This is a genomic window from Nosocomiicoccus sp. HMSC059G07 (assembly GCF_001815515.1).
GTDB classification, from domain to species: Bacteria; Bacillota; Bacilli; order Staphylococcales; family Salinicoccaceae; genus Nosocomiicoccus; species Nosocomiicoccus ampullae_A.
Genome location: NZ_KV820777.1, coordinates 30,240 through 53,757, shown reverse-complemented (window position 1 = coordinate 53,757; position 23,518 = coordinate 30,240). Strand labels below are relative to the sequence as shown.

Annotated in this window: 24 protein-coding genes; 6 read left to right on the top strand and 18 right to left on the bottom strand. The window is 35.8% G+C overall.

All coding sequences use genetic code 11. From position 1 onward, the window contains the following. The first annotated feature begins 271 nt into the window (after positions 1-271). Entirely contained in the window at positions 272-814 is a 543-nt protein-coding gene (locus HMPREF3029_RS00415) for a hypothetical protein (protein WP_070709176.1), read from the top strand. Positions 815-988: 174 nt separating this feature from the next. Here the strand turns inward: HMPREF3029_RS00415 and HMPREF3029_RS00410 are convergent, their stop codons facing one another. Together HMPREF3029_RS00410 and HMPREF3029_RS00405 are read right to left on the bottom strand one after the other, a co-directional pair. Then, positions 989-1,438, bottom strand: a complete 450-nt coding sequence (locus tag HMPREF3029_RS00410) for an SRPBCC family protein (RefSeq protein WP_070709174.1) — start codon at positions 1,436-1,438, stop codon at positions 989-991. Next, positions 1,438-2,469, bottom strand: a complete 1,032-nt coding sequence (locus tag HMPREF3029_RS00405; protein WP_070709172.1) for a M42 family metallopeptidase — start codon at positions 2,467-2,469, stop codon at positions 1,438-1,440. The genes HMPREF3029_RS00410 and HMPREF3029_RS00405 overlap by 1 nt, the downstream gene beginning before the upstream one ends. 197 nt (positions 2,470-2,666) lie before the next feature. On the opposite strand from HMPREF3029_RS00405, the gene HMPREF3029_RS00400 reads away from it, so the two are divergent. Then, positions 2,667-4,562, top strand: coding sequence for an acyltransferase family protein (locus HMPREF3029_RS00400; protein ID WP_070709170.1), 1,896 nt, complete (start codon positions 2,667-2,669; stop codon positions 4,560-4,562). A 235-nt stretch (positions 4,563-4,797) separates the two neighbouring features. Continuing rightward, positions 4,798-5,238: a hypothetical protein gene (locus HMPREF3029_RS00395; RefSeq protein WP_070622661.1), complete on the top strand. Its 441-nt coding sequence runs from the start codon at positions 4,798-4,800 to the stop codon at positions 5,236-5,238. Between the two features lie 66 nt (positions 5,239-5,304). Here the strand turns inward: HMPREF3029_RS00395 and nadX are convergent, their stop codons facing one another. Together nadX and tcuA are read right to left on the bottom strand one after the other, a co-directional pair. Continuing rightward, complete coding sequence (gene nadX / locus HMPREF3029_RS00390; RefSeq protein WP_070709168.1) at positions 5,305-6,063, bottom strand: aspartate dehydrogenase; 759 nt, start codon at positions 6,061-6,063, stop codon at positions 5,305-5,307. 56 nt (positions 6,064-6,119) lie between these two features. Continuing rightward, positions 6,120-7,583, bottom strand: a complete 1,464-nt coding sequence (gene tcuA, locus HMPREF3029_RS00385) for an FAD-dependent tricarballylate dehydrogenase TcuA (RefSeq protein WP_070709166.1) — start codon at positions 7,581-7,583, stop codon at positions 6,120-6,122. 118 nt (positions 7,584-7,701) lie between these two features. Here tcuA and HMPREF3029_RS00380 point away from each other — a divergent pair, with 118 nt between their 5' ends. Continuing rightward, entirely contained in the window at positions 7,702-8,553 is an 852-nt protein-coding gene (locus HMPREF3029_RS00380) for a LysR family transcriptional regulator (RefSeq protein WP_070709164.1), read from the top strand. Between the two features lie 143 nt (positions 8,554-8,696). Here the strand turns inward: HMPREF3029_RS00380 and guaA are convergent, their stop codons facing one another. Further along, positions 8,697-10,241 carry a glutamine-hydrolyzing GMP synthase gene (gene guaA / locus HMPREF3029_RS00375; RefSeq protein WP_070457180.1) on the bottom strand — a complete coding sequence of 515 codons (1,545 nt, stop codon included), beginning with the start codon at positions 10,239-10,241 and terminating at the stop codon, positions 8,697-8,699. Positions 10,242-10,259: 18 nt separating this feature from the next. Beyond that, the gene (gene guaB, locus HMPREF3029_RS00370; protein ID WP_068129028.1) at positions 10,260-11,729 is read right to left on the bottom strand and encodes an IMP dehydrogenase; all 1,470 of its coding nucleotides are present in this window, start codon (positions 11,727-11,729) and stop codon (positions 10,260-10,262) included. A gap of 186 nt (positions 11,730-11,915) precedes the next feature. Here guaB and HMPREF3029_RS00365 point away from each other — a divergent pair, with 186 nt between their 5' ends. Then, positions 11,916-12,302 carry a general stress protein gene (locus HMPREF3029_RS00365; protein ID WP_070622658.1) on the top strand — a complete coding sequence of 129 codons (387 nt, stop codon included), beginning with the start codon at positions 11,916-11,918 and terminating at the stop codon, positions 12,300-12,302. A 79-nt stretch (positions 12,303-12,381) separates the two neighbouring features. Here the strand turns inward: HMPREF3029_RS00365 and HMPREF3029_RS00360 are convergent, their stop codons facing one another. Then, the gene (locus HMPREF3029_RS00360; protein ID WP_070622657.1) at positions 12,382-12,852 is read right to left on the bottom strand and encodes a hypothetical protein; all 471 of its coding nucleotides are present in this window, start codon (positions 12,850-12,852) and stop codon (positions 12,382-12,384) included. 186 nt (positions 12,853-13,038) lie between these two features. Further along, positions 13,039-13,881, bottom strand: coding sequence for a helix-turn-helix domain-containing protein (locus tag HMPREF3029_RS00355; protein ID WP_070622656.1), 843 nt, complete (start codon positions 13,879-13,881; stop codon positions 13,039-13,041). A gap of 133 nt (positions 13,882-14,014) precedes the next feature. On the opposite strand from HMPREF3029_RS00355, the gene HMPREF3029_RS00350 reads away from it, so the two are divergent. Then, positions 14,015-14,488 carry a general stress protein gene (locus HMPREF3029_RS00350; RefSeq protein ID WP_143861254.1) on the top strand — a complete coding sequence of 158 codons (474 nt, stop codon included), beginning with the start codon at positions 14,015-14,017 and terminating at the stop codon, positions 14,486-14,488. Positions 14,489-14,505: 17 nt separating this feature from the next. On the opposite strand, the gene HMPREF3029_RS00345 is transcribed toward HMPREF3029_RS00350, so the two are convergent. The 10 genes from HMPREF3029_RS00345 to ychF form a co-directional block, all read right to left on the bottom strand. Further along, on the bottom strand, positions 14,506-15,936 hold the full coding sequence (locus HMPREF3029_RS00345; RefSeq protein ID WP_070622655.1) for a M20 family metallopeptidase: 1,431 nt from the start codon (positions 15,934-15,936) through the stop codon (positions 14,506-14,508). Between the two features lie 14 nt (positions 15,937-15,950). Continuing rightward, positions 15,951-17,225 carry an amidohydrolase gene (locus tag HMPREF3029_RS00340; protein WP_083302048.1) on the bottom strand — a complete coding sequence of 425 codons (1,275 nt, stop codon included), beginning with the start codon at positions 17,223-17,225 and terminating at the stop codon, positions 15,951-15,953. An 11-nt stretch (positions 17,226-17,236) separates the two neighbouring features. Continuing rightward, a complete protein-coding gene (locus HMPREF3029_RS00335) occupies positions 17,237-18,760 on the bottom strand; it encodes an AbgT family transporter (protein ID WP_068129043.1) in 1,524 nt (507 codons plus the stop codon). 126 nt (positions 18,761-18,886) lie between these two features. Next, positions 18,887-19,126 (bottom strand): 30S ribosomal protein S18, encoded by a 240-nt coding sequence (rpsR, locus tag HMPREF3029_RS00330; protein WP_040928931.1) that lies wholly within the window; start codon positions 19,124-19,126, stop codon positions 18,887-18,889. Positions 19,127-19,261: 135 nt separating this feature from the next. Beyond that, complete coding sequence (gene modB / locus HMPREF3029_RS00325) at positions 19,262-19,927, bottom strand: molybdate ABC transporter permease subunit (protein ID WP_083314930.1); 666 nt, start codon at positions 19,925-19,927, stop codon at positions 19,262-19,264. 7 nt (positions 19,928-19,934) lie between these two features. Continuing rightward, positions 19,935-20,696: a molybdate ABC transporter substrate-binding protein gene (modA, locus tag HMPREF3029_RS00320; protein ID WP_070709162.1), complete on the bottom strand. Its 762-nt coding sequence runs from the start codon at positions 20,694-20,696 to the stop codon at positions 19,935-19,937. Next, a complete protein-coding gene (gene modA / locus HMPREF3029_RS00315) occupies positions 20,697-21,542 on the bottom strand; it encodes a molybdate ABC transporter substrate-binding protein (protein ID WP_068129047.1) in 846 nt (281 codons plus the stop codon). Positions 21,543-21,722: 180 nt separating this feature from the next. Continuing rightward, on the bottom strand, positions 21,723-22,199 hold the full coding sequence (gene ssb / locus HMPREF3029_RS00310; protein ID WP_068129049.1) for a single-stranded DNA-binding protein: 477 nt from the start codon (positions 22,197-22,199) through the stop codon (positions 21,723-21,725). Between the two features lie 24 nt (positions 22,200-22,223). Continuing rightward, the gene (rpsF, locus tag HMPREF3029_RS00305) at positions 22,224-22,529 is read right to left on the bottom strand and encodes a 30S ribosomal protein S6 (protein ID WP_040928935.1); all 306 of its coding nucleotides are present in this window, start codon (positions 22,527-22,529) and stop codon (positions 22,224-22,226) included. Positions 22,530-22,661: 132 nt separating this feature from the next. After that, on the bottom strand, positions 22,662-23,518 hold an 857-nt coding region (ychF, locus tag HMPREF3029_RS00300; RefSeq protein ID WP_070709160.1), incomplete at its 5' end, for a redox-regulated ATPase YchF.

The following is a 23,518-nucleotide window of genomic DNA, read 5'->3' as shown; positions in this document are numbered from 1 at the left end:
TTAAGTGGCTAGGTTGATTATAAAATCTTCCAAATATAAATGAGAACAAAACCGCAGGGAAAATTAATAACCAATAAGGTATGATTGTCCCCCTACGAAAATTCCACATAAATATTAAAAACACAATAAATACCATCCACATTACATTAATTAAAATCGTCTTTTGACTATTTGTCACATTAATGACCTCCTTTAAGAAAGCGCTTGTAATATTTTTAAATTTAAAATAAAATTTATAAAAAATCAATTACTTTTAATCTAGGAGGTATTTATGAAAAAGGTAATTTTTTCGATTTTATTGTTCATCTCTATTGGTTTTTTAAATGAGTTAGAAGCACAGGCACTTACGACTACAGATGAACTAAGTCACCCATCAACTTTTGAGTTAATGATTAACGATAATGAGGTATTAGTTTTTACTAATGAGAATGATATGCTATTATATTTAGAAAGTATTAGAAACAATAACGAATTAAACACAATCGCTGCAGATAAACTAGTTTCAACACAAAAAGTTTATGGAGTTTTCGGTGGATATGCGACGAAGTATTGGTCTAAGTCTTCAGGTTACAGTATTGCTCAAGGTGAATCTTACAAATTTTCCGGATCTTATTCCGGTATCAAACTGTCATTTACTTATAAGAATACAGTAACCACAAACATACCTGCTAATTCAGCAAGATATAGTCAGCTAGGTATATATGCAGATGTTACAATTAAAAAATATAAACGTTTTTATCCCAACATGCACGCCCCAACTTATTTTTATAGAAAAACAATTAATCATTCATATTTGAAAGTTATTTATAAATAATAGTAGAATATTTATTTGCTCATTAGATAAAAATATGTACATGAAATCTACAATTTACATGTTACATGGATTTTCAACTTCTAAAAAGTTACGTTAAAATACCTACGCACACCAATCTACAACATCAAAACCTCTTCCCCACTCATCTGAACGGGAAAGAGGTTTTTTTATCTATCAATCTTTATACAAATTTTTTATGCGTAAGAGAAACGTCTCAATCGTCTGGTCATGGTGAGATTTTGATAACATCTTCAATATAATATTTCCTAGGAAATATTTACCGCGCATCTCTCCACTGTAGATGAGTTCAGTCTCTCTTTGTTGTTTTTTTATCAACTTATATTGTGTACTCTTTTGAAAGAAGTTGCTAATCGTATAAGAGAATCGTAGTAACTTAGTGTCCGCGTCGTCATCATAACGATCGAGCGTCACGATATACTGTATCGTTTTACCGTGTTCCTCGTGCGTCACTCTATACGTGCTACCGACCTTGTCAGGAGTCTTACGAATCTCTTCGATCCGCTTCAACTCAGGCTTCACTTTATGGAAGTTTTCAACTTTAAATAGATGAAACACCTCATCAATCGGCGCGGATATCATGACTGTTTTATGCCACTTCATCATTAGTTTTCTACATATTTCACGAGTAATTTAAACGTATTGAGTAACGCGTCGACGTGCGTACGTTCCATGCCGTGACTGTTTGCAACACCTGGTCCAATTAATGCTGCTTTAATATTTGCGCCACCACTCAGTGCTGCGCTCGCGTCACTGCCGTACATTGGGTAAATATCTACAGCGTAGTCGAGTTCCTCTTCTTTTGCGTATTCGATTAAACTCGAAACCATTTCGTAATCATACGGACCTGATGAGTCTTTTGCACAAATACTGACGTCGTATTCTGTACAGCTTAGGTCTTCTCCAATACAGCCCATATCTACCGCAAGAAGTTCTGTAATTTCTTCAGGTAAATATGATGCGCCGTGACCGACTTCTTCGTATGCTGTGAAGATAAACTGTAAGTTCGTTTTCGGTTTAACATCTCCTACTTGAATTGCTTTAATGAGACTCACAAGCAGTGCTACAGAGGCTTTATCATCTAAAAATCTCGACTTTACAAAACCAGATGACGTGACAACGGTCTTCGGATCATATGCGATGATATCACCGTTTTGAATACCGAGCTTACGTTCAACATCTTCTTTTGACGCGACACGTTCATCGATTTTTACGACTAAGTTATCGATGTCTCTGTCTTTTTTAGATGCGTCTTTAAATACGTGAATCGATGGTGACGTCGATAGTATCGTACCCGTATATACATGACCGCTTCTCGTAATAATGTCACAGTACTCTCCATCTAACGTTGGTGTCAGCGGTCCACCAAGTTTTGTTAAATTTAACGTACCGTCACTATTAATAGAGCGTACCATCAAACCAAGTGTGTCCACGTGTCCAGACAATGCACGCGTCACTGACGTATCTTCTCCCTCGATATACGCAATTAAATTCCCTTTATGTGTCGTCGAAGTTTTTACACCGAGTTTTTCTATTTCAGTTCTTAAGAAATCTATCGCTTGTTTCGTATATCCTGTTGGACTATTGATATTAAGTAAGTCTTCTAAAAACTGTAAAGTATCTGTTTGATTAAACATAATGTAACCCCCGTTATTTTGAATTTTCGTCAATTTATTTTTACACAATTTCATTATATCAAATAATAAAAATGGTATAATTAGTAATGATAACGATTTATTTTTGTCTTTTTCGTGTAACAATTGACATGATACAGTAACATTCTATATTATAAAATTATTATATTGAATCATATTATAGAGAGGCACAGATACTCATGCCGGATAAATTTCATTTTTCAGTAAAACCGAAACGCTATTTAACAGGACTCGATGGCCTACGTGCAATCGCTGTTATTGCGATTATTATATATCATTTAAATCCACTATGGCTTCCTGGTGGATTTTTAGGTGTAGATACGTTCTTTGTAATTTCAGGATATTTAATTACAAGTTTACTCATTCATGAGTACCAATCAAAAGGATCCATCGATTTAATCGCCTTTTGGATTCGCCGTATTAAACGACTAATCCCGGCTGTGTTCTTTTTAATCGGGGTCGTCATCCTTTATACGTTAATATTTGAACCTCAAATGATTAAAACAATTAAACACGATTCACTCGCTGCACTCTTTTACGTGTCGAACTGGTGGTACATATTTGAAGATGTGAGTTACTTCGAAGCAAGTGAACCAAAACCTTTAATGCACTTATGGAGTTTAGCAATTGAGGAACAATTTTATATTATTTGGCCTGTGATTTTCGTCTTATTACTTAAATTCGGGCGTTCAAATAAAACGATGCCGATAGCCGTTTTACTAATGACTTTTGTGTCTCTCTTTTTAATGACTTTATTCATGGTGCCAGATATGGACAACTCACGCGTGTATTTCGGAACAGATACACGTGCACATACGATTTTACTCGGTGTATTACTTGCATTCATTTGGCCACCATTTAACTTAAAAACAGAAACACCTAAAAGGTATCAACAAGTGATTGATACTATTGGTATTACGTCACTCATCATACTCATTTTGTTTATGATGTTTACAAAAGATTACTCAAACTGGTTATATGCCGGCGGACTGTTTTTTGTCACTCTATTAACACTTCCAGCAATTGCTGCGAGTGTACATCCAGTGTCAAAACTTGGTCATGCATTATCAAACCCGGTGATGCTCTGGATCGGAACACGTTCATATAGTCTTTACTTATGGCATTACCCGATTATCGTCTTTATGAACATGCATTACGTAGCAGGACAAATCCCGCTTCACGTCATCCTATTACAAGTAGCACTGACTTGTATTGCTGCAGAGTTGTCATTTAGATTTGTTGAAACACCGATTCGTAAACAAGGGTTTAACTTCTTTAAGCCCGCATATAACACGAGTCGCGCACTCATTGTGAAATCCACAGTAAGTGTCATTTTAGTCGCAGGTTTACTCGTCACATTGCTCGGAATTTTTGATCACCTCCATAAAGATGTGAACAAACAATCATCATTCAACACTGAAGATGGTACGATGCAGTTTTCTAGTACACCAAAAAGCGTTGCATGGAACATAAAGAAAAATCATAAGCAATTTACCGATGATAAAGCGAGAATCGCTCAAGAAGAAGCTGACAAAGAAGAACAAGCCGAACTTGAAAAAGAAAAACAAGACTTTGCGAGTGAATATTTATCACATGCATCGCCACTATTTATCGGAGACTCAATCATGGTAAATATCGGTAGTAACATACAATACCGTATACCAAACGCCGTCATCAACGGTGAAGTCGGACGTCAAATGTACCAAGCAATTGAAATTTCAAGAACGAAATACCCACACTTTAATAGCGAAAACGAAAACATCGTACTCGAACTTGGAACAAACGGAGACTTTTCATTAGAACAACTTGAAGACTTCATTCAAACATTTAACCGTGCAAACATTTACCTCGTGACAATACGTGTCCCAAGAGACTGGGAAGGCAATGTTAACAAAAAAATACACACTGCAGGAGAAGAATTTGAAAACGTCACAGTCATCGACTGGTACAAAGCATCAGAAGGACATGTCGAATACTTTGAACCAGACGGTATTCACTTAAACGCAGACGGTGTAGAAGCAATGGTCGACCTAATCATTGATCATATCTTAGAACAAGAGCAGAACAAAAAATAACAGGTACATCACAATGACCTACTCCCTTAAAGTTGAAAACGACAATCAACTTTAAGGGTATTTTTATACTTAGTGTAGAAAGTATAGTTTGAATTTAAAGTAAATATAATCAGCAAGTATTTAAACAATATGTTTGGTATTCATTAAGTAAAAAGTGTTTTATAAGATAAAATAATTGAAATTTAAAATTATTTTATCTTATAATAAAATTACTATATATAAGGAGGATTTCATAATGAAGAAACTATGTATTGCTCTTATCTTATCTGTAGCTTTCCTGCTGAACGGATGTTCTTCAGAAGCTAATGAATTAACCGACAAAAAGCTCTCTGTGTTTACTGTGATTCAGATTGGTAATACGTTAGATGATCTCTCGACAAACAGTGCTTACTTAATCTTTGATTTTAATAAAAACAATAAAGTTTCTATTCAATATCTTGGTGAAAGTTATCCTGGCTCTTATAAATTAAATGGCACGAATTTATCCATAGATGTTCTGGATAAAGATAAAAATGAAGTCTCTTTATTATTTACAGATTTTAAAAAGCATCCTAAAAACGAGAAATTATATACAGGTATTTTCTCAGATTTTACTCACCTTGAAAATCATGGTCTGAATATACTACTACGAAATTATTCTGGAAATGAATATATGGGGTTCTATGAGGTTGAATAATATTCATAATTAAAAGGACGTACTCTAAAACATTTTAGAATACGTCCTTTGTTTATTCTACGAAGTTCATCCAATAAAAACATTACTATCAAGACGCTCTAACGAACTTAAGACACTAAGAGCTGCAAGTGCACTTGTCTTTGGATTTTCTTTTAACGGATGATTTTTAACTTCAATTGTCGCTTCTCCGAATTCTCCCGTTACTTTTACGTGGTGTACATTTTCTGTCGCATTCGGATCCGCGATGAGTCGAACTTTTGTTTTTTCTATCCCTAATCCTGCGAGAGATAAAATAATTGATACGTTCATGTTTTTAGGAAATTTGTCGATGGCGTCTTTTGCATCACCTTCGAATACGACTGTTGGTTCTGATAGTTCATCGTCTACAAGTGATGATGCTGGTTTTGTCGTCGTAAGTGTGACACTACTTAAATGATTTAGAGTGTTTACGTTTTGTATTAAATCTAGACCACCAACTGCGCCTGATGGTAAATAGAGTTTATGTTGACTCGCACTTACACTCTCTAATAACGAAGTGTCACTAAACGCACCGATACTGATTACCATCATATCTTTTACGTTTAAGACATCTTTTAAATACGTTTTAACTACTTCAACATTCGCGGCTTCTACTACAATATCAATATTTGAGTTTAAAAATTCGTTCAGATCCGTATACAGATCTACATTATACCCCTCTTCTAAATGCTGATACTTAGATTTATCTCGTACTAAAATATTCGTAATACGTAAGTCACTACGTTCTTTCGTATGTTTTAATAAAAACTGTCCAATCGCACCTGCACCAATTAAGCCAATATTCATCGTATCTCTCCTAATTAGATTGTTATTTATTCATTATACGATGATATCGTCTCTATTTATAATTTCGCAGCATTTTTTCCTGCTGTTTTTCCGAATACTGATCCTGACATGAGTCCTGATCCACCTGGATAGTTATGATAGAATAATTCACCGACCATCTCACCAGCTGCATATAGCCCTGTGATTGGTGTGTCATTTACATTTAATACTTCTGCTTTATCGTTCACTTTAATGCCACCGAATGTAAACGTAATCCCACAAGTTACAGGATATGCATAAAACGGTGCTTCGTTAAATTTTAATGCCCAGTTTGATTTTTTAGGGTCGAGACCAGATGTTGATTTACCATCTTTAATGCTCGGATTGTAATCACCTTCAAGAACTGCAGCGTTATATTCTTCAATTGTTTTTAAAAATTGTTTTGTATCGACATTCATTTTTTCAGCAAGTTCTTCTAAAGTATTTGCTTCGATTTTAGTCGCTTCGTCTAATTCGTATTCAACACGAAGTAGTGGTTTCACCTGGCTATCGTAAATTTGAAATGCTTTATGACCCGGTTGTTTTAACGTCTCTTTTCCGTATTTTGCGTACGTATAGTTTCTAAAATCCGCACCCTCATCTACAAATCGATTACCTTCAGCGTTTACAATTAAACCGAGTGGATATGAGGATTTTTTGTATATATCGCCAGGCTTTTCGAAATCACCGAATTTTGGTGCATTGTAATCTGTCGTATGTGCGTGACATCCATCATACTGTCCAGCTTTTACAGCCCCGACTTCTAACGCCATAGAAATACCGTCACCTGTATTATGTTTTGTGCCTCGAACGACTGCTTCAGACCATTCTTCACCTAGATTTTCTGTACGCTTTTTAGCGTCTGCTTCGAATCCACCACATGCTAATATGACTGCATCTGCAGCAATTTGTACGTTCTCACCGTCTTTATTCACGTGTACACCAGTAATTTTATTATTACTTGCTTCAAGTTTAACTGCAGGTGAGCTATACCATATTTCTACACCGTTCTCTTCAGCTTTTTTAAATAATGCTTCTACTAAACCAATCCCTTTACGATATGTTTTTGTAGGCAACCCACCCCAGAATGTTTTTACTCCATCTTTTTCGAAATATTGATTCTCATTTGCTATAAATTCTACGCCTTGCTTTTTCATCCAAAGAATTGTGTCATATGAATTTTCTACGAGATGTCTTGCGAGTTCAGGTTTAGATTTCCCTTGCGTTACTTTCATCATGTCATTATAAAAATCTTCACTATCGTATTTCGGAAGTACGATTTCATCATCTTCTGAAATATCCGACACGATTTCTCTATAGCTATCTAAATCCTTATAAGCAAAGCGTATCGCGCCGTCTGTGAAAAACGAGTTTCCGCCTCTATTGTTTTTCGGTCCTTTTTCAAGCATCAATACTTTCTTACCTTCTTCACTTGCGGCAACTGCTGCTGATAACGCAGCATTCCCTGTGCCGACAACGACAACATCAAATTTATATTCCATATTTATATTACTCCTTTTAAAAGTTCTCTTATATAAATTTTATGTGTCCATTTGACATAAGTAAAATATATATATTAAATATAAACTAATAGAATTTATTTATATCAAGAGGTTAAAAATGGATACGAAAGATTGGGTATTATTAATTACTCTATATGAAGAAATGAATTTAACACGCACCGCTAAACGATTGTACACGACACAACCATCATTAACTTACAGAATTAAACAAATCGAATCATCTCTTGGAATACAAATTTTACATCGAGGAAATAAAGGAATCTCTTTTACTGTCGAAGGTATCTATTTAGTTGAACATTCAAAGAGAATGTTAAAAGAAGAAAGAAAGCTACTGGATCATTTAAAAAATATGAAAGACGAACTTCAAGGAACAATTCGTATCGGATCTTCAAGTAACTATGCGCATTATGAATTACCAGATTTACTGGAAAACTTTATAAAAAAATATCCAAATGTTGAAGTTGAACTCGTAACCGGATGGAGTAGTGAAATATTAGAAAAGCTCCAAAACGAAACAATCCACGTAGCATTTCTAAGAGGAGATTTTAAGTGGGACAATAAAAAGCACATACTTGAAAAGGATAATCTACATATTATCTCAACAAAGCAGTTAGATTTAGATTCCTTACCAGGAGAGAACTATATACAATACCTAACAGATCTCAGTTTAAAAAATACAATCGATAAGTGGTGGAGAGATAATTATAATTCTCCAATCTATACAACAATGGAAGTCGACCGAATAGAAACGAGCATTGAAATGGTAAAACGAGGACTTGGTTATACAATCGTTCCAGGCATTAACATTCAAAATGAAAATAGCTTATATACGATGCCAATCCAAGATAATGATGAAAACATTTATAGAAATACGTGGCTAGCTTATAAAGAAGAGAGCTTAAACTTAAAAGTTGTCGATGAATTTGTCCGATTAATTATAAACTCCTAATAATTTAATAGTATAGACAATATGATAAAGATAAAATTAAAAGGCATGTCACCTGAACAATTCAGGAAACATGCCTTACAATCTGCTTATTTCTAAAAGCCCAACTTCTCGGTAGCACATCTGTCTTGGCTACGGTTTTGTTATTATTCCCACTCAATTGTTGCTGGTGGTTTGCTAGTAATATCATACACGACACGGTTTACATTTTTAACTTCTTTTACCATGCGTTTTGAAATCTTTTCAAGTACATCCCAGTCGATTTTCGCAAAGTCTGATGACATTCCGTCTACACTGTGTACTGCACGAATTCCTACTGTGTAGTCGTACGTTCTTTTATCATCTTTTACACCGACTGATCGGATACCTGGTAATATTGTGAAGTATTGCCAAATGCTCTTATTTAAGCCTGCTTTTTGAATTTCATCGCGTAAAATATAGTCTGTTTCACGAACGATTTCTAATTTTTCTTCTGTCACTTCTCCGAGGACACGAATTCCTAGACCTGGTCCTGGGAATGGTTGACGCCATACGAGTTCTTCAGGAATACCTAACTCAAGTCCTAATTGGCGCACTTCGTCTTTAAAGAGTGTCGCGATTGGTTCTATGAGTTTAAATTCCATATCTTCTGGTAATCCACCAACGTTATGGTGTGACTTAATTGTTTCTGACGTTTCAGATCCTGATTCAACGACGTCTGAGTAAATCGTACCTTGTGCAAGGTAGTCGATATCTTTAAGTTTCGCCGCTTCATCGTCAAATACATAAATAAATTCGTTACCGATGATTTTACGTTTTTGTTCTGGATCAGACACACCTTTTAATTTTCCTAAGAAACGGTCTTGTGCGTCGACTTTAATGATGTTGATGTTAAATCCTTTACCGAACGCTTCCATTACCATTTCCGCTTCACCTTTACGAAGTAAGCCGTGATCTACAAAGATACATGTTAAATTGTCGCCAATCGCCTTTTGCATAAGTACCGCAACAACTGATGAATCTACTCCACCACTCATCGCACAGATTACTTTTTTGTCGCCAACTTCTTCACGAATTTTCTCAACTTCGATGTCGATAAAGTTACCCATCGTCCATTCACCGTGACATTCACAAATATCTCTTACGAAGTTTTCGATGAATGTATCACCATTCTCTGTTGATTTTGATTCTGGGTGGAACTGAATACCGTAAATAGGTTTTGATTTATGCTGAATTGCTGCGTATTTTGAGTCTTTCGTACTTCCGATGATCTCATAGTCATCACCGATTGACGCCACTTCGTCGTGGTAACTCATCGCAACGTTAACTTCTTTGTCTAATCCTTTAAATAATGGACTTTCAGTATTAAGTTCAATCGTATCAACACCTGAAAATGCGTTGTCTAATGGTTTTACTTCTCCACCGTTATTGTATGCAATTAACTGCATACCATACGTGACACCGAGAACTGGTATTCCTAAGTCAAAAATACCTTTATCAACAGTATATGCATCTTCTTCGTATACTGATTTTGGTCCACCTGATAATACGATACCTTTAGGATTTAGTTCTTTAATTTCTTCTAAAGTAATACTTGGATTACGTAATTCACTATATACACCTAAATCACGAATACGACGTGTTAAAAGCATGTTATATTGACTACCGTAATCTATTACAATAATAAGTTCTTGTTCTTTTGCCATTTCCATAAGTTTATAGCCTCTCTCTTAAATAGAGTAGTTCGGAGCTTCTTTAGTAACTTGAACGTTATGTGGGTGACTTTCGATAAGTCCAGCTGACGTAATACGTGTGAATCGACTGTTTTCTCTTAATGCTTTAAGGTCTTTAGAGCCTGTGTAACCCATACCTGAACGTAATCCACCCATTAACTGATAAATTGTATCTGCTACAGGTCCTTTGTACTCTGTACGACCTTCGATACCTTCAGGAACGTATTTAGTCGCTTCTTTTTCATCTTGGAAGTAACGGTCACTTGAACCTTGTTCCATTGCACCGAGCGATCCCATACCACGATATGTTTTATAACGACGACCTTGGAACATTTCAATTTCACCTGGAGATTCTGTCGTACCTGCGAGTAAACTACCTAGCATTACGACATGTCCGCCTGCTGCTAAAGCTTTAACGATATCTCCTGATAATTTAATACCACCATCTGCGATGATTGATTTACCATGTTTACGTGCTTCAGTTGCACAGTCATAAATTGCAGTGATTTGTGGTACACCAACACCTGTAACGACACGCGTTGTACAAATAGATCCTGGTCCAATACCTACTTTAACTGCGTCAACACCCGCTTCAATTAAAGCTCTCGTACCTTCAGCTGTGGCAACGTTTCCTGCGATTACTTCGACTTCTGGATATTCTTCAACAATCTTTTTGATTGCGTTTAAAACGCCTGCTGAATGTCCGTGTGCTGTGTCGATAACTAACGCATCTACACCAGCTTTTACTAATTCTTCAATACGTTTGTCTGTATCTCTAGAAATACCAACTGCTGCAGCTACAAGTAAGCGTCCATGCTCATCTTTAGCAGCATTTGGGAATTCGATGACTTTTTCGATGTCTTTAATCGTAATTAAACCTTTTAATACGTTGTTTTCATCGACAATTGGAAGCTTTTCAATACGATGTTGTTGAAGAATGCTCTGTGCATCTTCTAACGTAGTACCTTCTGGTGCTGTAATCAGATTTTCTTTAGTCATTACGTCATCAATTACTACTGAATAGTCTGTAATAAAACGTAAGTCACGATTTGTTAGGATGCCAATGAGTTTTTTCTCTTCTGGATTATTTACAATTGGAACACCTGAAATACGATATTTACCCATTAAATGTTCAGCTGCGAATACTTTTTCTTCTTTTGTTAAGAAGAATGGATCTGTAATTACACCGTTTTCTGAACGTTTAACTTTCTCTACTTCTTCGCATTGTGCTTCGATTGACATATTTTTGTGAATAACACCTAAACCACCTTGGCGTGCAATCGCAATCGCCATTTTAGACTCTGTAACAGTATCCATACCTGCAGAGATTATTGGAATGCCGAGCTTAATTTTGTCAGTCAGTTGCACACTTGTGTCTACTTCTCTTGGTAGAATTTCTGAATGAGCTGGCATAAGTAGTACGTCGTCAAACGTCAATCCTTCTTTAGTAAATTTGTTTTCCCACATTGAACTAGCCTCCTAAAATAGATTAGTACTATTATAGACCAGTCTAAAACGTATTTAAAGTATATTATTTTCAAGATTAAATATTTTAAATTGTCTAAATTGTGTATGAATTTAATTATATCTGTTTACATGAACTTATTTAGGGTAGATATAAGTATGACTATAAAATAAACGAGGTGTTCTATTATGGAACAAAATAGAAATATAGAAGTGTATGATGATATCGGTAACGTAAGTAAAAGAGTACAACAATTAAGACACGAAGGTGTCGATGAAAGACGTGTCATTCTTTTCTCAAAACATTCTCCTCCGACAGAATTTACTCGCGAGCATGATGTAGAAATTCGTATGGGAGAAGGAAATTTATGGCAAAAGTTTGAGTCTTTATTTACTGATAAAGACGGCGAAGAGCGAGCTACTGAAGATTTACAATTTACTCCTTATGAAGAAACAGAGTTTAGTAACGCTATGGATGCTGATCAATACGTACTTTATATTCCGTATCAGAGTATAGCGCAAGTACAACTTGAAGATGAAGAAAAAATCGATCTAAGTAAAAGAGACAATTACTAAAATTAATGAAAAAGAAGAGACGTTAATTTGAGCTGCACCCCTAAAGTTGGACACTAAAATCCAACTTTAGGGTAGCACATCAATTCGTATCTTCTTTTTCATTTACAAATAAATATTCCTCTCGTATCGAGTAATTAAAGCGCTTTAAAAAGTTTCGATATTCTTTTAATGATTTACGTTTTCCAGGGTGACGCGGAATCGTTACTTTGTTATGACGTTTTAAAAATAGATAATAGCTCTCACATAGATGGTCTGTAAATCCAGTAAATAGTTGATGTTGATATCGTTTGTATAACGCATCATTGTGTTTTAATAAATGTTCAACTTCTTCATACATCTTAATAATTCGATTTACTTCTTTAATCAGTTGGTTGTTAATTTCTTCATCCATTTCTAAAAACTGGAACACTTCTTTATACATACTGCTAATTCCGCTTTTAATAATATCGATACAATAATCACAGTAACGCTTTACTTCGTCGCAGCTGCTTTCACGTTTCTTGCATTCTAAAATATCACATATCAATAATCGATCATTTAACGACTTCATCAATATGCCTCACTATTTTAAAAAATAATAAAATCCGGACAGATGCAGTCGTCCAACTGTTGTATTGTAATTAACATCGTAGTGACTAAATATAACATTCTCATTAAATATCTCTCCTCTTAATTTAAATGATTGTAAATTTAAATCGATTATAGCAGAGCGTATTTTAAATGTTATCGATTAATTTTAATCTATTCGTATACGAATATTGCTTAAGCTTTGCTTGATTTTCTCATTTGGATAATCTTTTAATAAGCATTTCATATACGTGAATTGATCATGTAGTAAGGGGTCCTTTGTATTCATGTATAACAACAGTCGTGAATACTCGATGTCTGTTTTTAAATACGTCGACTCGAATTGCTTTTGTAGCGCTGTTGCATTGTCTAACTCTCTTTTTACAAGATGAAACCATCCTTTACGGCAATAAATTGCTGCTAAGTTACCATAAACTCTTATGATATGTTTAAAGTTTTGTCGAGTAACAAGGACATTTTTGATAACATGATTCGCTTTTTTAAAATGTTGAAACGCTTCTCGTCCTAACTGTAACTCTATAATCCCTATCATTAAATGAACCTCTGCGAGTATCACGTCGATAGGATTGTATATTTCTAGCATTGATTTAGCTTCTTGTAACAAGTGGATTGCACGAACTAAATCGTCTGCTCTATAGCTTAAAAGTGCTTCATGGTATATACAATATGTATTTAAGTATGAATTTTTCTCACGTATGTAGCTTGGAATACCTTCAAGTACTTGTTTCATTTTAGTAAAATCTTTATGTTTTCTTGCGTCATCTAATTGCTTTCTCGGACTAATTAAATCGAGTTGCATGATGAATTCTTCTCTGTCGATATCTAACGTTTCTAACAAGGCAAAAAACTCTCGTACACTTCCCGTATCGTGTCCATTTTCAATGCGTGAAATTACCGTTTGGCTAATTGAACTCTCAAGAGATAAATCGCGCTGAGTCCATTTGAGTCGTTGTCGTTTATCTTTTAAATAGAACATCAATTCTTTCAACATTATTTTTACCTCATAAATATATTTGATATAAACATATCCTATAAATTATAAAAGTACAACTTATAACAGAGCGAGTTATCATATAGACGATTATGGTATCATTTAAGTACATAGATCAATAATAGGGGTTGAAATGATGACGCTATATACATTCCAAGACGAAAAATCGCTCGTTGATAAAATTACTGAATTAAAATTAAATTTTATTAAGACGCGCCAAATGACTGTAGTCAGTAATAAACGACCAACGAAAGAATTTAAACATAATACAGATGTTGAATTTGTAAAAGGTGATGGAACGATATGGGAAAGAACCGTTGGAGGGCTTTTTAACAAATCTCCAGAATCACTCATATCACGCCGCTTTAACCTAGATGGCGAGAGTTTAAATACGTATCATGAAGCACTTATAAACGGTGAGTTTATACTTATTATCAATGATGGTAAAAAAGAAGTCGAAATAGATGATGAAACAGATTTAAAGCCAAAATCTGAGGCGAATCACGTATTAGAAGATGAAGAATTTGTAGAAATACTGGATAGCTATGGGCTGAACTCTGAGCGTTCATTTATAGAAGGGAATAATAAAAAAACGAAGAGAGGATAATATCCTCTCTTCGTTTTTTATGGTTGCGGGTTTACATCTTTTGGAATCGGGTTTTCATATGGTTGTTTTTTTAGTTTTTCTTCGTGTTCTTCTTTCATTTCACTTAGAAGTGTTTCGTCATGAAGTACGTGAACTGCTGTATTTGCCATCACTCTCGCTGCTCTGTACATCCCTTTAAATGCATAACTTGATAGACCTTGCGCTGTCATTTGCCACGTATGAAGTGGTGTTCCAAATGCTGACGTTGCTGCAGATATTTGTGCAGTTGGAGTGACCCAACTTACATCTGCAACGTCTGTTGATCCGAGCATTACCTTGCCCGTTACAACGTAATCATGAACGACGTCACTTAATGGTTTTCCGATTACTTTTTCGCCATCTACAGCCGCACCAAAACTCTCATTGGCTTTAATTGCTCCTTCTTTTTCACTATCTGAAAGTGTATCGACAATTTTTTGAGCGAATTTGAGTTCTTCATCTGTAAAAGTAATTTCCGCTTCTTCTTTTTTAAGATAATCGTACATGACCGCTTCAAGTGCGCGGTTCGGTTCGTAGTCTGAACATGCTTTTTGAATTTCAAATGATGATTCTGTTTCTGTCATTAATGCAGCACCTTGAGCTATCTTTTTAACACGTTCAAATAATTCGCGTGTTTCTTTTAACGTTTCTGCACGGATTAAATACAACACTTCTGCGTCTGATTGAACGACGTTAGGAGAAGTTCCTCCTGTATTTAACACTGCGTAATGGACACGCGCCGTGTCACTCATATGTTCACGCATATAGTTAACGCCAACGTTCATAAGTTCTACAGCGTCTAACGCACTACGACCAAGTTCAGGAGATTGTGCAGCGTGTGCACTCGTACCTTTAAATTTAAACTTCACTTGATAGTTTGCGAGTGTTTTGTTCATCATTACAGCGTTAATTGGCGCTGGATGCCAACAAAATGCATAATCTAAATCATCAAATACGCCTTCACGACTCATAAATGTTTTACCAGATCCGCCTTCTTCTCCTGGCGTTCCGTAGTAAATTACAGTTCCTTCTAGATTATTAGCTTCGAGATATTCTTTTACAGCGATTGCTGCAGCAAGTGACCCGATACCGAGTAGGTTATGTCCACAACCGTGACCATTCCCTCCATCTTCAATAGGACTATGCTCAGCAATGCCTGGCTCTTGACTTAAACCAGATAATGCATCGAATTCTCCAAGAAAACCAATGACTGGTTTCCCAGAACCAAATTTTCCTAAAAATGCCGTATCGATATTTGCGACATTTTCTTCAACTTCGAATCCTTCATGTTTTAACGTTTCGATTAACTTTTTTGATGAATTATATTCTTGAAAGCGCGTCTCTGGATGTTCAAATATATACGTACTAACCTCGTTTAAAAATTTTGATTTTGACTCAATAATATCTTTTATAAATTCTTCATGTTTCATTAATTTCAAATCCTTCATTTTAACTCATTTAAAATATTAATAAATGTCGTAATCGCAACTTCTAGAACCGCTTCATCAACATCAAACGACGGATGATGGTGACCGTACTTTAAGTAGTATGGAAAAATTAAATACGTTGCTTTTCCATTATTTCCCTGAACAATATTTATAAATACTGCTGCGTCTTCTGATGCGTCCATAGAAACTTCGTCGACAATCGTTGTTACAGCATCGTTATTTACAGTCGCACTTTTCACAACATCGATCATCTCTTTAGAACATGTCGCACTCGGTGCAAATCCTTCAATCGTAATTTTACTCTCACAGCCGTACATCTTTGCACCGTTTTCGATAATCTCTTTTGCACGTTCAAACATATATTCATTTAACTGTGTCGTTTCTCCACGTGACTCACATTCGAGTTTTGCATAATCCGGTATAATATTTCTACCTTGTCCTGCTTGCAGTGTACCGACGTTTAGCCTTGTTGCACCTTCTCTATGTGGTGCGATCGTATTTAATGATAAAGCAATCGCTGATGCTGCGAGAAGTGCGTTGTTGCCGTCTTGCGGATTAGACCCCGCGTGAGATGACTGACCGAAAAGCTCAACGTTGAACTTTGTACTTGCTAAAAAGTTTGTCGCCGTCGCTCCTACTGTACCGACTTCTTCGCTGATTGTCCCGACGTGTCCACTTAAAAAGTAGTCCGCATCATCTAACCAACCTTTTTTAGCATAACTTGCCGCACCTCTAACGCCTTCTTCAGAGTTTTGAAATATAATTGTGTACTTTCCTGTTAACTCATCGATATGTTCGTCGATATACGTCGCTACACTAATTCCAATCGCTGCATGAGCGTCATGACCACAAGCATGCATCTCACCGTCATGTTTCGACTGAAATCCTTCTTTAAACGGAACGTGTTCAATCTCATTACTTTCCTTAATTGGTAACGCGTCGATATCAAATCGAAGGACCACATGAGGTCCTTTTTGATTTGTATCGATTGTCGCAACTACACCTGTTTTATACGGGTGTATTTTTTCTAGAAATGAAGACGGTACTCCGTAATCTAATGCACGTTGATATGTGTTTGCCATTACGTCATCACTCGGTAAACCGACTTGCGTGTCAATATCGAGTGCGTCGTCTCCAACATATAAATTAAAGTTTGTTTGAGACAGTCTTTCATAAATTAAGTATGTCGTAATATACTCTGTAAATCCAACTTCTGGAACTTGATGTAGTAACCTACGATTTTCTTTTGCATACTTAATTAGCTCGTCCATAAATATCCCTTCTATCCTCTAGATTCTAATAACGTATATGCACCTGGTCCGAGTGGCAGGCCTGTATAGTAGAACACTAATAGTAATATGATCCATGCAAATAAGAATGAGAATGCGTATGGAATCATTAATGACATATATGTTCCAATATTTGAATTTTTATCGTAACGTCTCATAAATGAAATAATAACAATCATTAAAGGATACAGTGGTGTTACGATGTTCATACTAGAGTCTGCGATTCTGTATGCTGCTTGTACAAATGCTGGGTCATAACCGAGTTGCATAAACATCGGTATAAATACCGGTGCTTCTAATGCCCATTTTGCTGATCCTGAAGTAATTAAGAAGTTTAATAAACCAGTAAATATGACATATAGAATAATTAGCGGAATACCTGTGAATTGGATACTTTCAAAGAATGCTGCACCGTTTACTGCTAACCAAATTGCTAAGTTAGACCAGTTAAAGTACGCGATGAACTGAGCAATCGCAAACACTAATACGATATAAGGTGCCATATCTTTTATCGCTTCCGCCATTTTATTAGTGACATCTGTTGAAGTCTTTAACACTTTTGTCGTAAAGCCAAACGTCACACCAACAATCATGAACCATACTAAAATAACAGGTACAATTCCTTTTAATAATGGAGAATTTAAAAATCCACCGTCTTCTCCTGCTAAATATGAGTTTGGTAAGAAGAATCCACCAACGATAAGTCCCCAATAAATCACTGATGCGATTACCGCTAATAGTACACCACGTCCACCATTTTGGACTTCAGTTTCTTCTTCATCTTCTACTGCACCTTCATATGTACCGAGTCTTGGCTCTATGAATCTCGTCGTAATTAACCCACCGATAATCGTTAACATAAATACTGATACTACGTTAAAGAAGTAGTTATCTAATGGAGTCACTACAAATTCTGGATCAATAATTCTCGCCGCTTCTGTAGAAATACCAGAAAGTAATACGTCTGTACCCGCGACTAATAAGTTCGCTGTAAATCCGGCACCTGCACCCGCGAAACCTGCTGCAAGACCAGCAAGTGGGTGACGTCCAACTTTATAAAATACGAGCGCTGCGAGTGGCGGAATGATAACTGCGGAAGCATCTGAAGCAATGTTCCCCATAATACCAACAAACACAACTGTATACGTAAGTATAAATGGTGGTGCTTTAAGTAAAGTTTTTCTAATTACATAATCAAAAAATCCTACTTTTTCTACAAGTCCAACACCGAGCATCATCGCTAAAACAAGACCAAGTGGTGCGAATCCTGTAAAGTTCGTCACTGTCTCAGTTAATATAAATTCAATACCCTCACGTGACAGTAAACTTTTAACTTCAACAACTTCACCTGTTGAAGGGTGTACTGTTGATGCACCAAGACTTGTTGCAATAACTGATATAACAACTATTAAGACTGCAAATATTAAAAATAGTACAAAGGGATCCGGTAAACGTGATCCAATTTTTTCAATCACGTCTAACGTTCTTTGAAATAGACTTTTCTTCGTGTTTTCCATGGAATACACCTCCACTTATAGTTATAGTAATCATAAAATATTTTTAGCCTATAAAGCAATCGTTTTCAAAATAAAACAGAAAAAAATACCCTCGCTGTAACCTCTAGTACAGTGAGGGTGTTAAGATTAAGCTTCTTCTTTAATGAAAGGAAGTAATCCCATGTGACGTGCACGTTTAATTGCAGTTGTTAACTGACGTTGATACTTCGCTGAAGTACCTGTAACACGTCTTGGTAAAATTTTACCACGTTCTGAAATGAATTTTTTCAGAAGATCTACTTCTTTATAGTCGATGTGCGTAATTCCGTTTGCAGTAAAGTAGCAAACTTTTCTACGACGACGACCGCCTCTTCTTGGACCTGCCATAGTAATCCTCCTCTTGATTATAGATTCACTATCGATGTGTGTGATCGATATTCGTATCTATAACTACATATTCAAAACGTGTATAGTAGTGTGTTTTTATGTGCTTTACTATTATATAGTGTTTAATTTTTAATGTCAATTTTCTTTTACGCGGATAAATAGCATCATTACAAAACTAATTGTAATAATGGAAATCACCCACATCCAAGCGAGTGTCATGTTACCAGATTGAATCGCTGAGTATACTGCTGTAGGTAACGTCTGTGTTTTACCAGGGATATTACCTGCAAACATTAACGTCGCTCCGAATTCACCGAGTGCACGTGCGAAACTTAACATCGCACCTGTAATGAGTAAATTTTTTGACAGCGGGATAATTATTTTAAAAAATATACGTGCTTCTGAATTCCCATCAACACGTGCCGCTTCAATAATATGTTGGTCGATTGATAAAAAACCATTTTTCGCCGATTGATACATTAAAGGGAATGCAACAACCGTACTCGCGATAATTGCTGCATATATCGTAAAGAGTACTCCGTGATCAAAAATCATATATATCAGCTGACCGATATACGACTTTTTACCAAATACGATAATGAGTATAAATCCAACTACTGTTGGTGGAAGTACAATTGGCAACATGAGTATCGTTTCTAAAACGACTTTACCTTTAAATTGATACTTCGTCATGAGACGCGCTGCAAGTACACCAAATATAAATGCAAGTATAAGTGCAACTGACGCCACTTTTAGCGATAAAATTACCGGGGTCCAAAAGGCCATATCAGTAATATTCATATAAACCCTACTCTACAGTAAAACCGTACTTTTTAAAGATATCTAATACAGCGTCACTATTTAAGAAATTATAAAATTCCTTTACTGATTCAGACTCACTTAGTGTCCCAATCGGATAAATGATCGGTTTATGTGTGTCGCTACCAAATTCATCGACGATATCGACGTTGTCTTTTTCAGTTTCAGCATCTGTTTCATAAACAACCCCAGCGTCTACTTCACCTTGAGCAACGTAAGTGAGTACTGCACGTACATCACTTGCATATATAAATTTACTCTCTAATTCATCAAACAAATTAAGAGATGTGAACGCTTCTTTTGCATACTTTCCTGCTGGTACTGTTTCTACCTCACCAATTGCGATTTGTGATACGTATTTTAAATCATCAATTGAATTTACAGTACCGTCTTCAGGACGAATTAAAACGAGTTTGTTTTCAAGGTAATCTTTCTTTTCAAAAATTAACCCTTCGTCATCGACTTGTTTAAAATCATCTTGTGACGCTGAAATAAATAGATCAGCTGGTGCACCTTTTAAAATCTGTTCACGTAACGCGCCTGAACCACCATAGTTGACATCGATTTTTACGTCACTTTCTTTGTTGTACTCTTCGATTACTTCATTTAGCGCATCTTGTAAACTTGCTGCTGCAGATACTGTAATCGTTTCTGCTTTTGTCTCTTTTTTACTTTCTTGTTTTGAATCATTACTACAAGCAGTTAATACTAATACAAAAATAAGTGAGATTAAGAATAGTATTCTTTTCATTTAAATAATATACCCATACTCAGAGAATACATCTAAACTATCGTTTGATAATAGGTAACTATAAACAGTTCGTGTGCTACTCTCGAGCTCTTCCTTTTTTATAATTCCTACTTTGTAGATATACGGTTCAACAATGTTACGTGGTAATCGTTTCAGGACATGATAATCTTCATCTGCTTCAACTTCTGATAGATATAAGACTCCAACAGATGCATTGTTATTTGCAATGTCTTGTTTTACATCGTCTACACTATCGCCGAGAATTAGATTGTCTGTCGTGCTTACATCTTTAAATTCATCGTCTTCAAATACTTTTTTGCTCAACTCACCCTCTTCATAAAGCTCAGGGTTTAAGATAGCAATACGCGTATCTTCATCGATATCTGATGTCTTTTGAATATCTGGTGAATCTACTTTTGTAAATAATACAAGCTCATCCATCATGCCAACACCAGTGTCTTTATGTTCGATTAATTTTTCATCAATCATTTCATTTACAATATCTTCTGTTGTAAATACAATTGCATTTTTATCATTATTGATTGTTTCATCGATCATTTCATCATTTTTTAAATATTTAACGTCGAGAATGATGTCTTCATGACTTTCTTGGAAGTTTTTCGCAATTTCCTCAAATGGTTCTTGTAAGTTTTCACGTACATATATCGTTACAACTTCTGGTTCTATCGTTTTTACTTTTTCTTCTTCTTTTTCTTCTACCGTTTTGTCTTTACTCGGTGGCTCCTCTTTATTTGAAGATGAATTATTTTGACATGCGACCAATACAAATGTCACCGACATAAGTACAAATAGTATGATCGACTGTCTTTTATTTATAAAACTCATAACTAAACTCCTTAAAAAATAGCATTAAACACACTATATAAATATTTTAAAATAACTTATGTAAAAAAATAAACCGAGACGATTGTCTCGGTTTGCACACACCGAAATCCACACATTGATTTCAGTTTTAACACTACTAATACACATACAATTCGTAGTTATAAAATTAAATTCTCTATGTTAGAACGGTAAATCGTCTTCACTAATGTCTACGTTTCCTGTAGAATTCGCAAATGGATTCTCAGGTGGACGTGAACCGTAAGATTGATTTCCGCTGTTATACGGCTCAGAATAACTTTCTGCCGCATGACTTGCCTGATTACTGCTGTTTTGTCGATTTTTCGGTTCTAAGAACTGAACACTGTCACATACTACTTCTGTAACATATACTCTTTGGCCTTCTTTGTTTTCGTAGCTACGTGATTGGAGTCTTCCATCAACGCCTACTAAACTACCTTTTTGAACGTAGTTTTTAACGTTTTCTGCTTGTTTTCTAAATACAACACAGTTGATAAAGTCAGCACCGCGTTCTCCGTTTCTGTCAGTAAATGGTCTGTTGACTGCTAAGGTAAAGTTACCTACTTGTACACCACTTTGACCAGCGCGGAGTTCAGGATCTCTTGTGAGACGGCCAACTAAAACGACACGATTCAGCATGTAATCATCTCCATTTTCTATTCATTACTTTTCTTCGCGTTCTTCGTCGCGAACTACGATGTGACGAATGATGTCGTTACTGATTTTAGCAAGACGGTCAAATTCGTCAACTGCTTTTGAATCTTCTGCATCTAATTTAACAATTTGGTATAAACCGTCTTTGTAGTCTTCGATTTCGTAAGCTAAACGACGTTTACCCCACTCTTTAGATTCGATGATTTCAGCACCGTTAGAAGTAAGCACTTCGTCAAAACGCTCAACGAGTTGTTTTACTGCGTCTTCTTCTAAATCCGGACGTACGATATATAAAATCTCGTATGCTCTTTTCATCTTTACACCTCCTTATGGACTTTGCGGCCAAAACATTCGTTTTGGCAAGGAATAATTTTCATTACTCACAATCAGATATTATACCAGTTTGGTTTACGAAATACAATTGTTAATGTAACTATTCCTTAATTTTTAAACGTTAAATCTAAAATGCACGACGTCTCCATCCTGCATAATATAATCTTTTCCTTCTAATCGTGATTTACCCGCTTCTTTTACAGCCGCTTCACTTCCTAGTTCTACGAGATCATCGTAACTCATTACTTCCGCACGGATAAATCCTTTTTGGAAATCTGTATGGATGATCCCAGCACATTCTGGTGCAGTCATTCCTTTTTTAAACGTCCATGCGCGTACTTCTTGAACGCCCGCTGTGAAGTATGTCGCAAGTCCTAATAAGTCGTATGTTTGACGAATTAATTTATCAAGTCCTGATTCTTCAAGTCCGAGTGCTTCTAAAAATTCGTTTTTATCTTCATCGTCGAGTACTGCCATTTCTTCTTCGACACGCGCAGATACTGGTACAACTTGTGCATCTTCCGCTTTTGCGTAATCGATGATTTTCTTTAAATATTCGTTTTTTTCTAAATCAGCTAATTCATCTTCAGCAACGTTTGCCACGTATATAATTGGCTTTTGTGTTAAGAAGTTTAAATGTTTTACAACTGCTTTTTCTTCAGCTGTCAGTGAAACTGAGCGTACTGGTTTGTTTTCTTCAAGTGCGACTTTAATTTTAGTTAATACATCTGTTTCAAACATTGCGTCCTTATCTTTTTGACGCGCCATTTTTTCAACACGTGGTAAGCGTCTTTCGATACTTTCTAAGTCTGCAAAAATTAACTCCATATTAATTACTTCGATGTCATCAATTGGATCGACTCTACCTGAAACGTGTGTAATGTTGTCGTCATCGAATGCACGAACAACCTGACAAATTGCGTCTACCTCACGGATGTGAGATAAGAATTTGTTACCTAAACCTTCCCCTT

Coding starts and splice junctions, on each gene's coding strand:
- HMPREF3029_RS00360 (WP_070622657.1), bottom strand. CDS start 12,852: ATGAAGTCGTTAAATGATCGATTATTGATATGTGATATTTTAGAATGC.
- ssb (WP_068129049.1), bottom strand. CDS start 22,199: ATGCTGAATCGTGTCGTTTTAGTTGGCCGTCTCACAAGAGATCCTGAA.
- HMPREF3029_RS00395 (WP_070622661.1), top strand. CDS start 4,798: ATGAAGAAACTATGTATTGCTCTTATCTTATCTGTAGCTTTCCTGCTG.
- HMPREF3029_RS00335 (WP_068129043.1), bottom strand. CDS start 18,760: ATGGAAAACACGAAGAAAAGTCTATTTCAAAGAACGTTAGACGTGATT.
- HMPREF3029_RS00400 (WP_070709170.1), top strand. CDS start 2,667: ATGCCGGATAAATTTCATTTTTCAGTAAAACCGAAACGCTATTTAACA.
- rpsR (WP_040928931.1), bottom strand. CDS start 19,126: ATGGCAGGTCCAAGAAGAGGCGGTCGTCGTCGTAGAAAAGTTTGCTAC.
- HMPREF3029_RS00355 (WP_070622656.1), bottom strand. CDS start 13,881: ATGTTGAAAGAATTGATGTTCTATTTAAAAGATAAACGACAACGACTC.
- HMPREF3029_RS00405 (WP_070709172.1), bottom strand. CDS start 2,469: ATGTTTAATCAAACAGATACTTTACAGTTTTTAGAAGACTTACTTAAT.
- tcuA (WP_070709166.1), bottom strand. CDS start 7,583: ATGGAATATAAATTTGATGTTGTCGTTGTCGGCACAGGGAATGCTGCG.
- guaB (WP_068129028.1), bottom strand. CDS start 11,729: ATGTGGGAAAACAAATTTACTAAAGAAGGATTGACGTTTGACGACGTA.
- modA (WP_070709162.1), bottom strand. CDS start 20,696: ATGAAAAGAATACTATTCTTAATCTCACTTATTTTTGTATTAGTATTA.
- HMPREF3029_RS00345 (WP_070622655.1), bottom strand. CDS start 15,936: ATGAAACATGAAGAATTTATAAAAGATATTATTGAGTCAAAATCAAAA.
- nadX (WP_070709168.1), bottom strand. CDS start 6,063: ATGAATATTGGCTTAATTGGTGCAGGTGCGATTGGACAGTTTTTATTA.
- guaA (WP_070457180.1), bottom strand. CDS start 10,241: ATGGAAATGGCAAAAGAACAAGAACTTATTATTGTAATAGATTACGGT.
- modB (WP_083314930.1), bottom strand. CDS start 19,927: ATGAATATTACTGATATGGCCTTTTGGACCCCGGTAATTTTATCGCTA.
- HMPREF3029_RS00380 (WP_070709164.1), top strand. CDS start 7,702: ATGGATACGAAAGATTGGGTATTATTAATTACTCTATATGAAGAAATG.
- HMPREF3029_RS00365 (WP_070622658.1), top strand. CDS start 11,916: ATGGAACAAAATAGAAATATAGAAGTGTATGATGATATCGGTAACGTA.
- HMPREF3029_RS00350 (WP_143861254.1), top strand. CDS start 14,015: ATGATGACGCTATATACATTCCAAGACGAAAAATCGCTCGTTGATAAA.
- rpsF (WP_040928935.1), bottom strand. CDS start 22,529: ATGAAAAGAGCATACGAGATTTTATATATCGTACGTCCGGATTTAGAA.
- HMPREF3029_RS00415 (WP_070709176.1), top strand. CDS start 272: ATGAAAAAGGTAATTTTTTCGATTTTATTGTTCATCTCTATTGGTTTT.
- modA (WP_068129047.1), bottom strand. CDS start 21,542: ATGAGTTTTATAAATAAAAGACAGTCGATCATACTATTTGTACTTATG.
- HMPREF3029_RS00410 (WP_070709174.1), bottom strand. CDS start 1,438: ATGATGAAGTGGCATAAAACAGTCATGATATCCGCGCCGATTGATGAG.
- HMPREF3029_RS00340 (WP_083302048.1), bottom strand. CDS start 17,225: ATGGACGAGCTAATTAAGTATGCAAAAGAAAATCGTAGGTTACTACAT.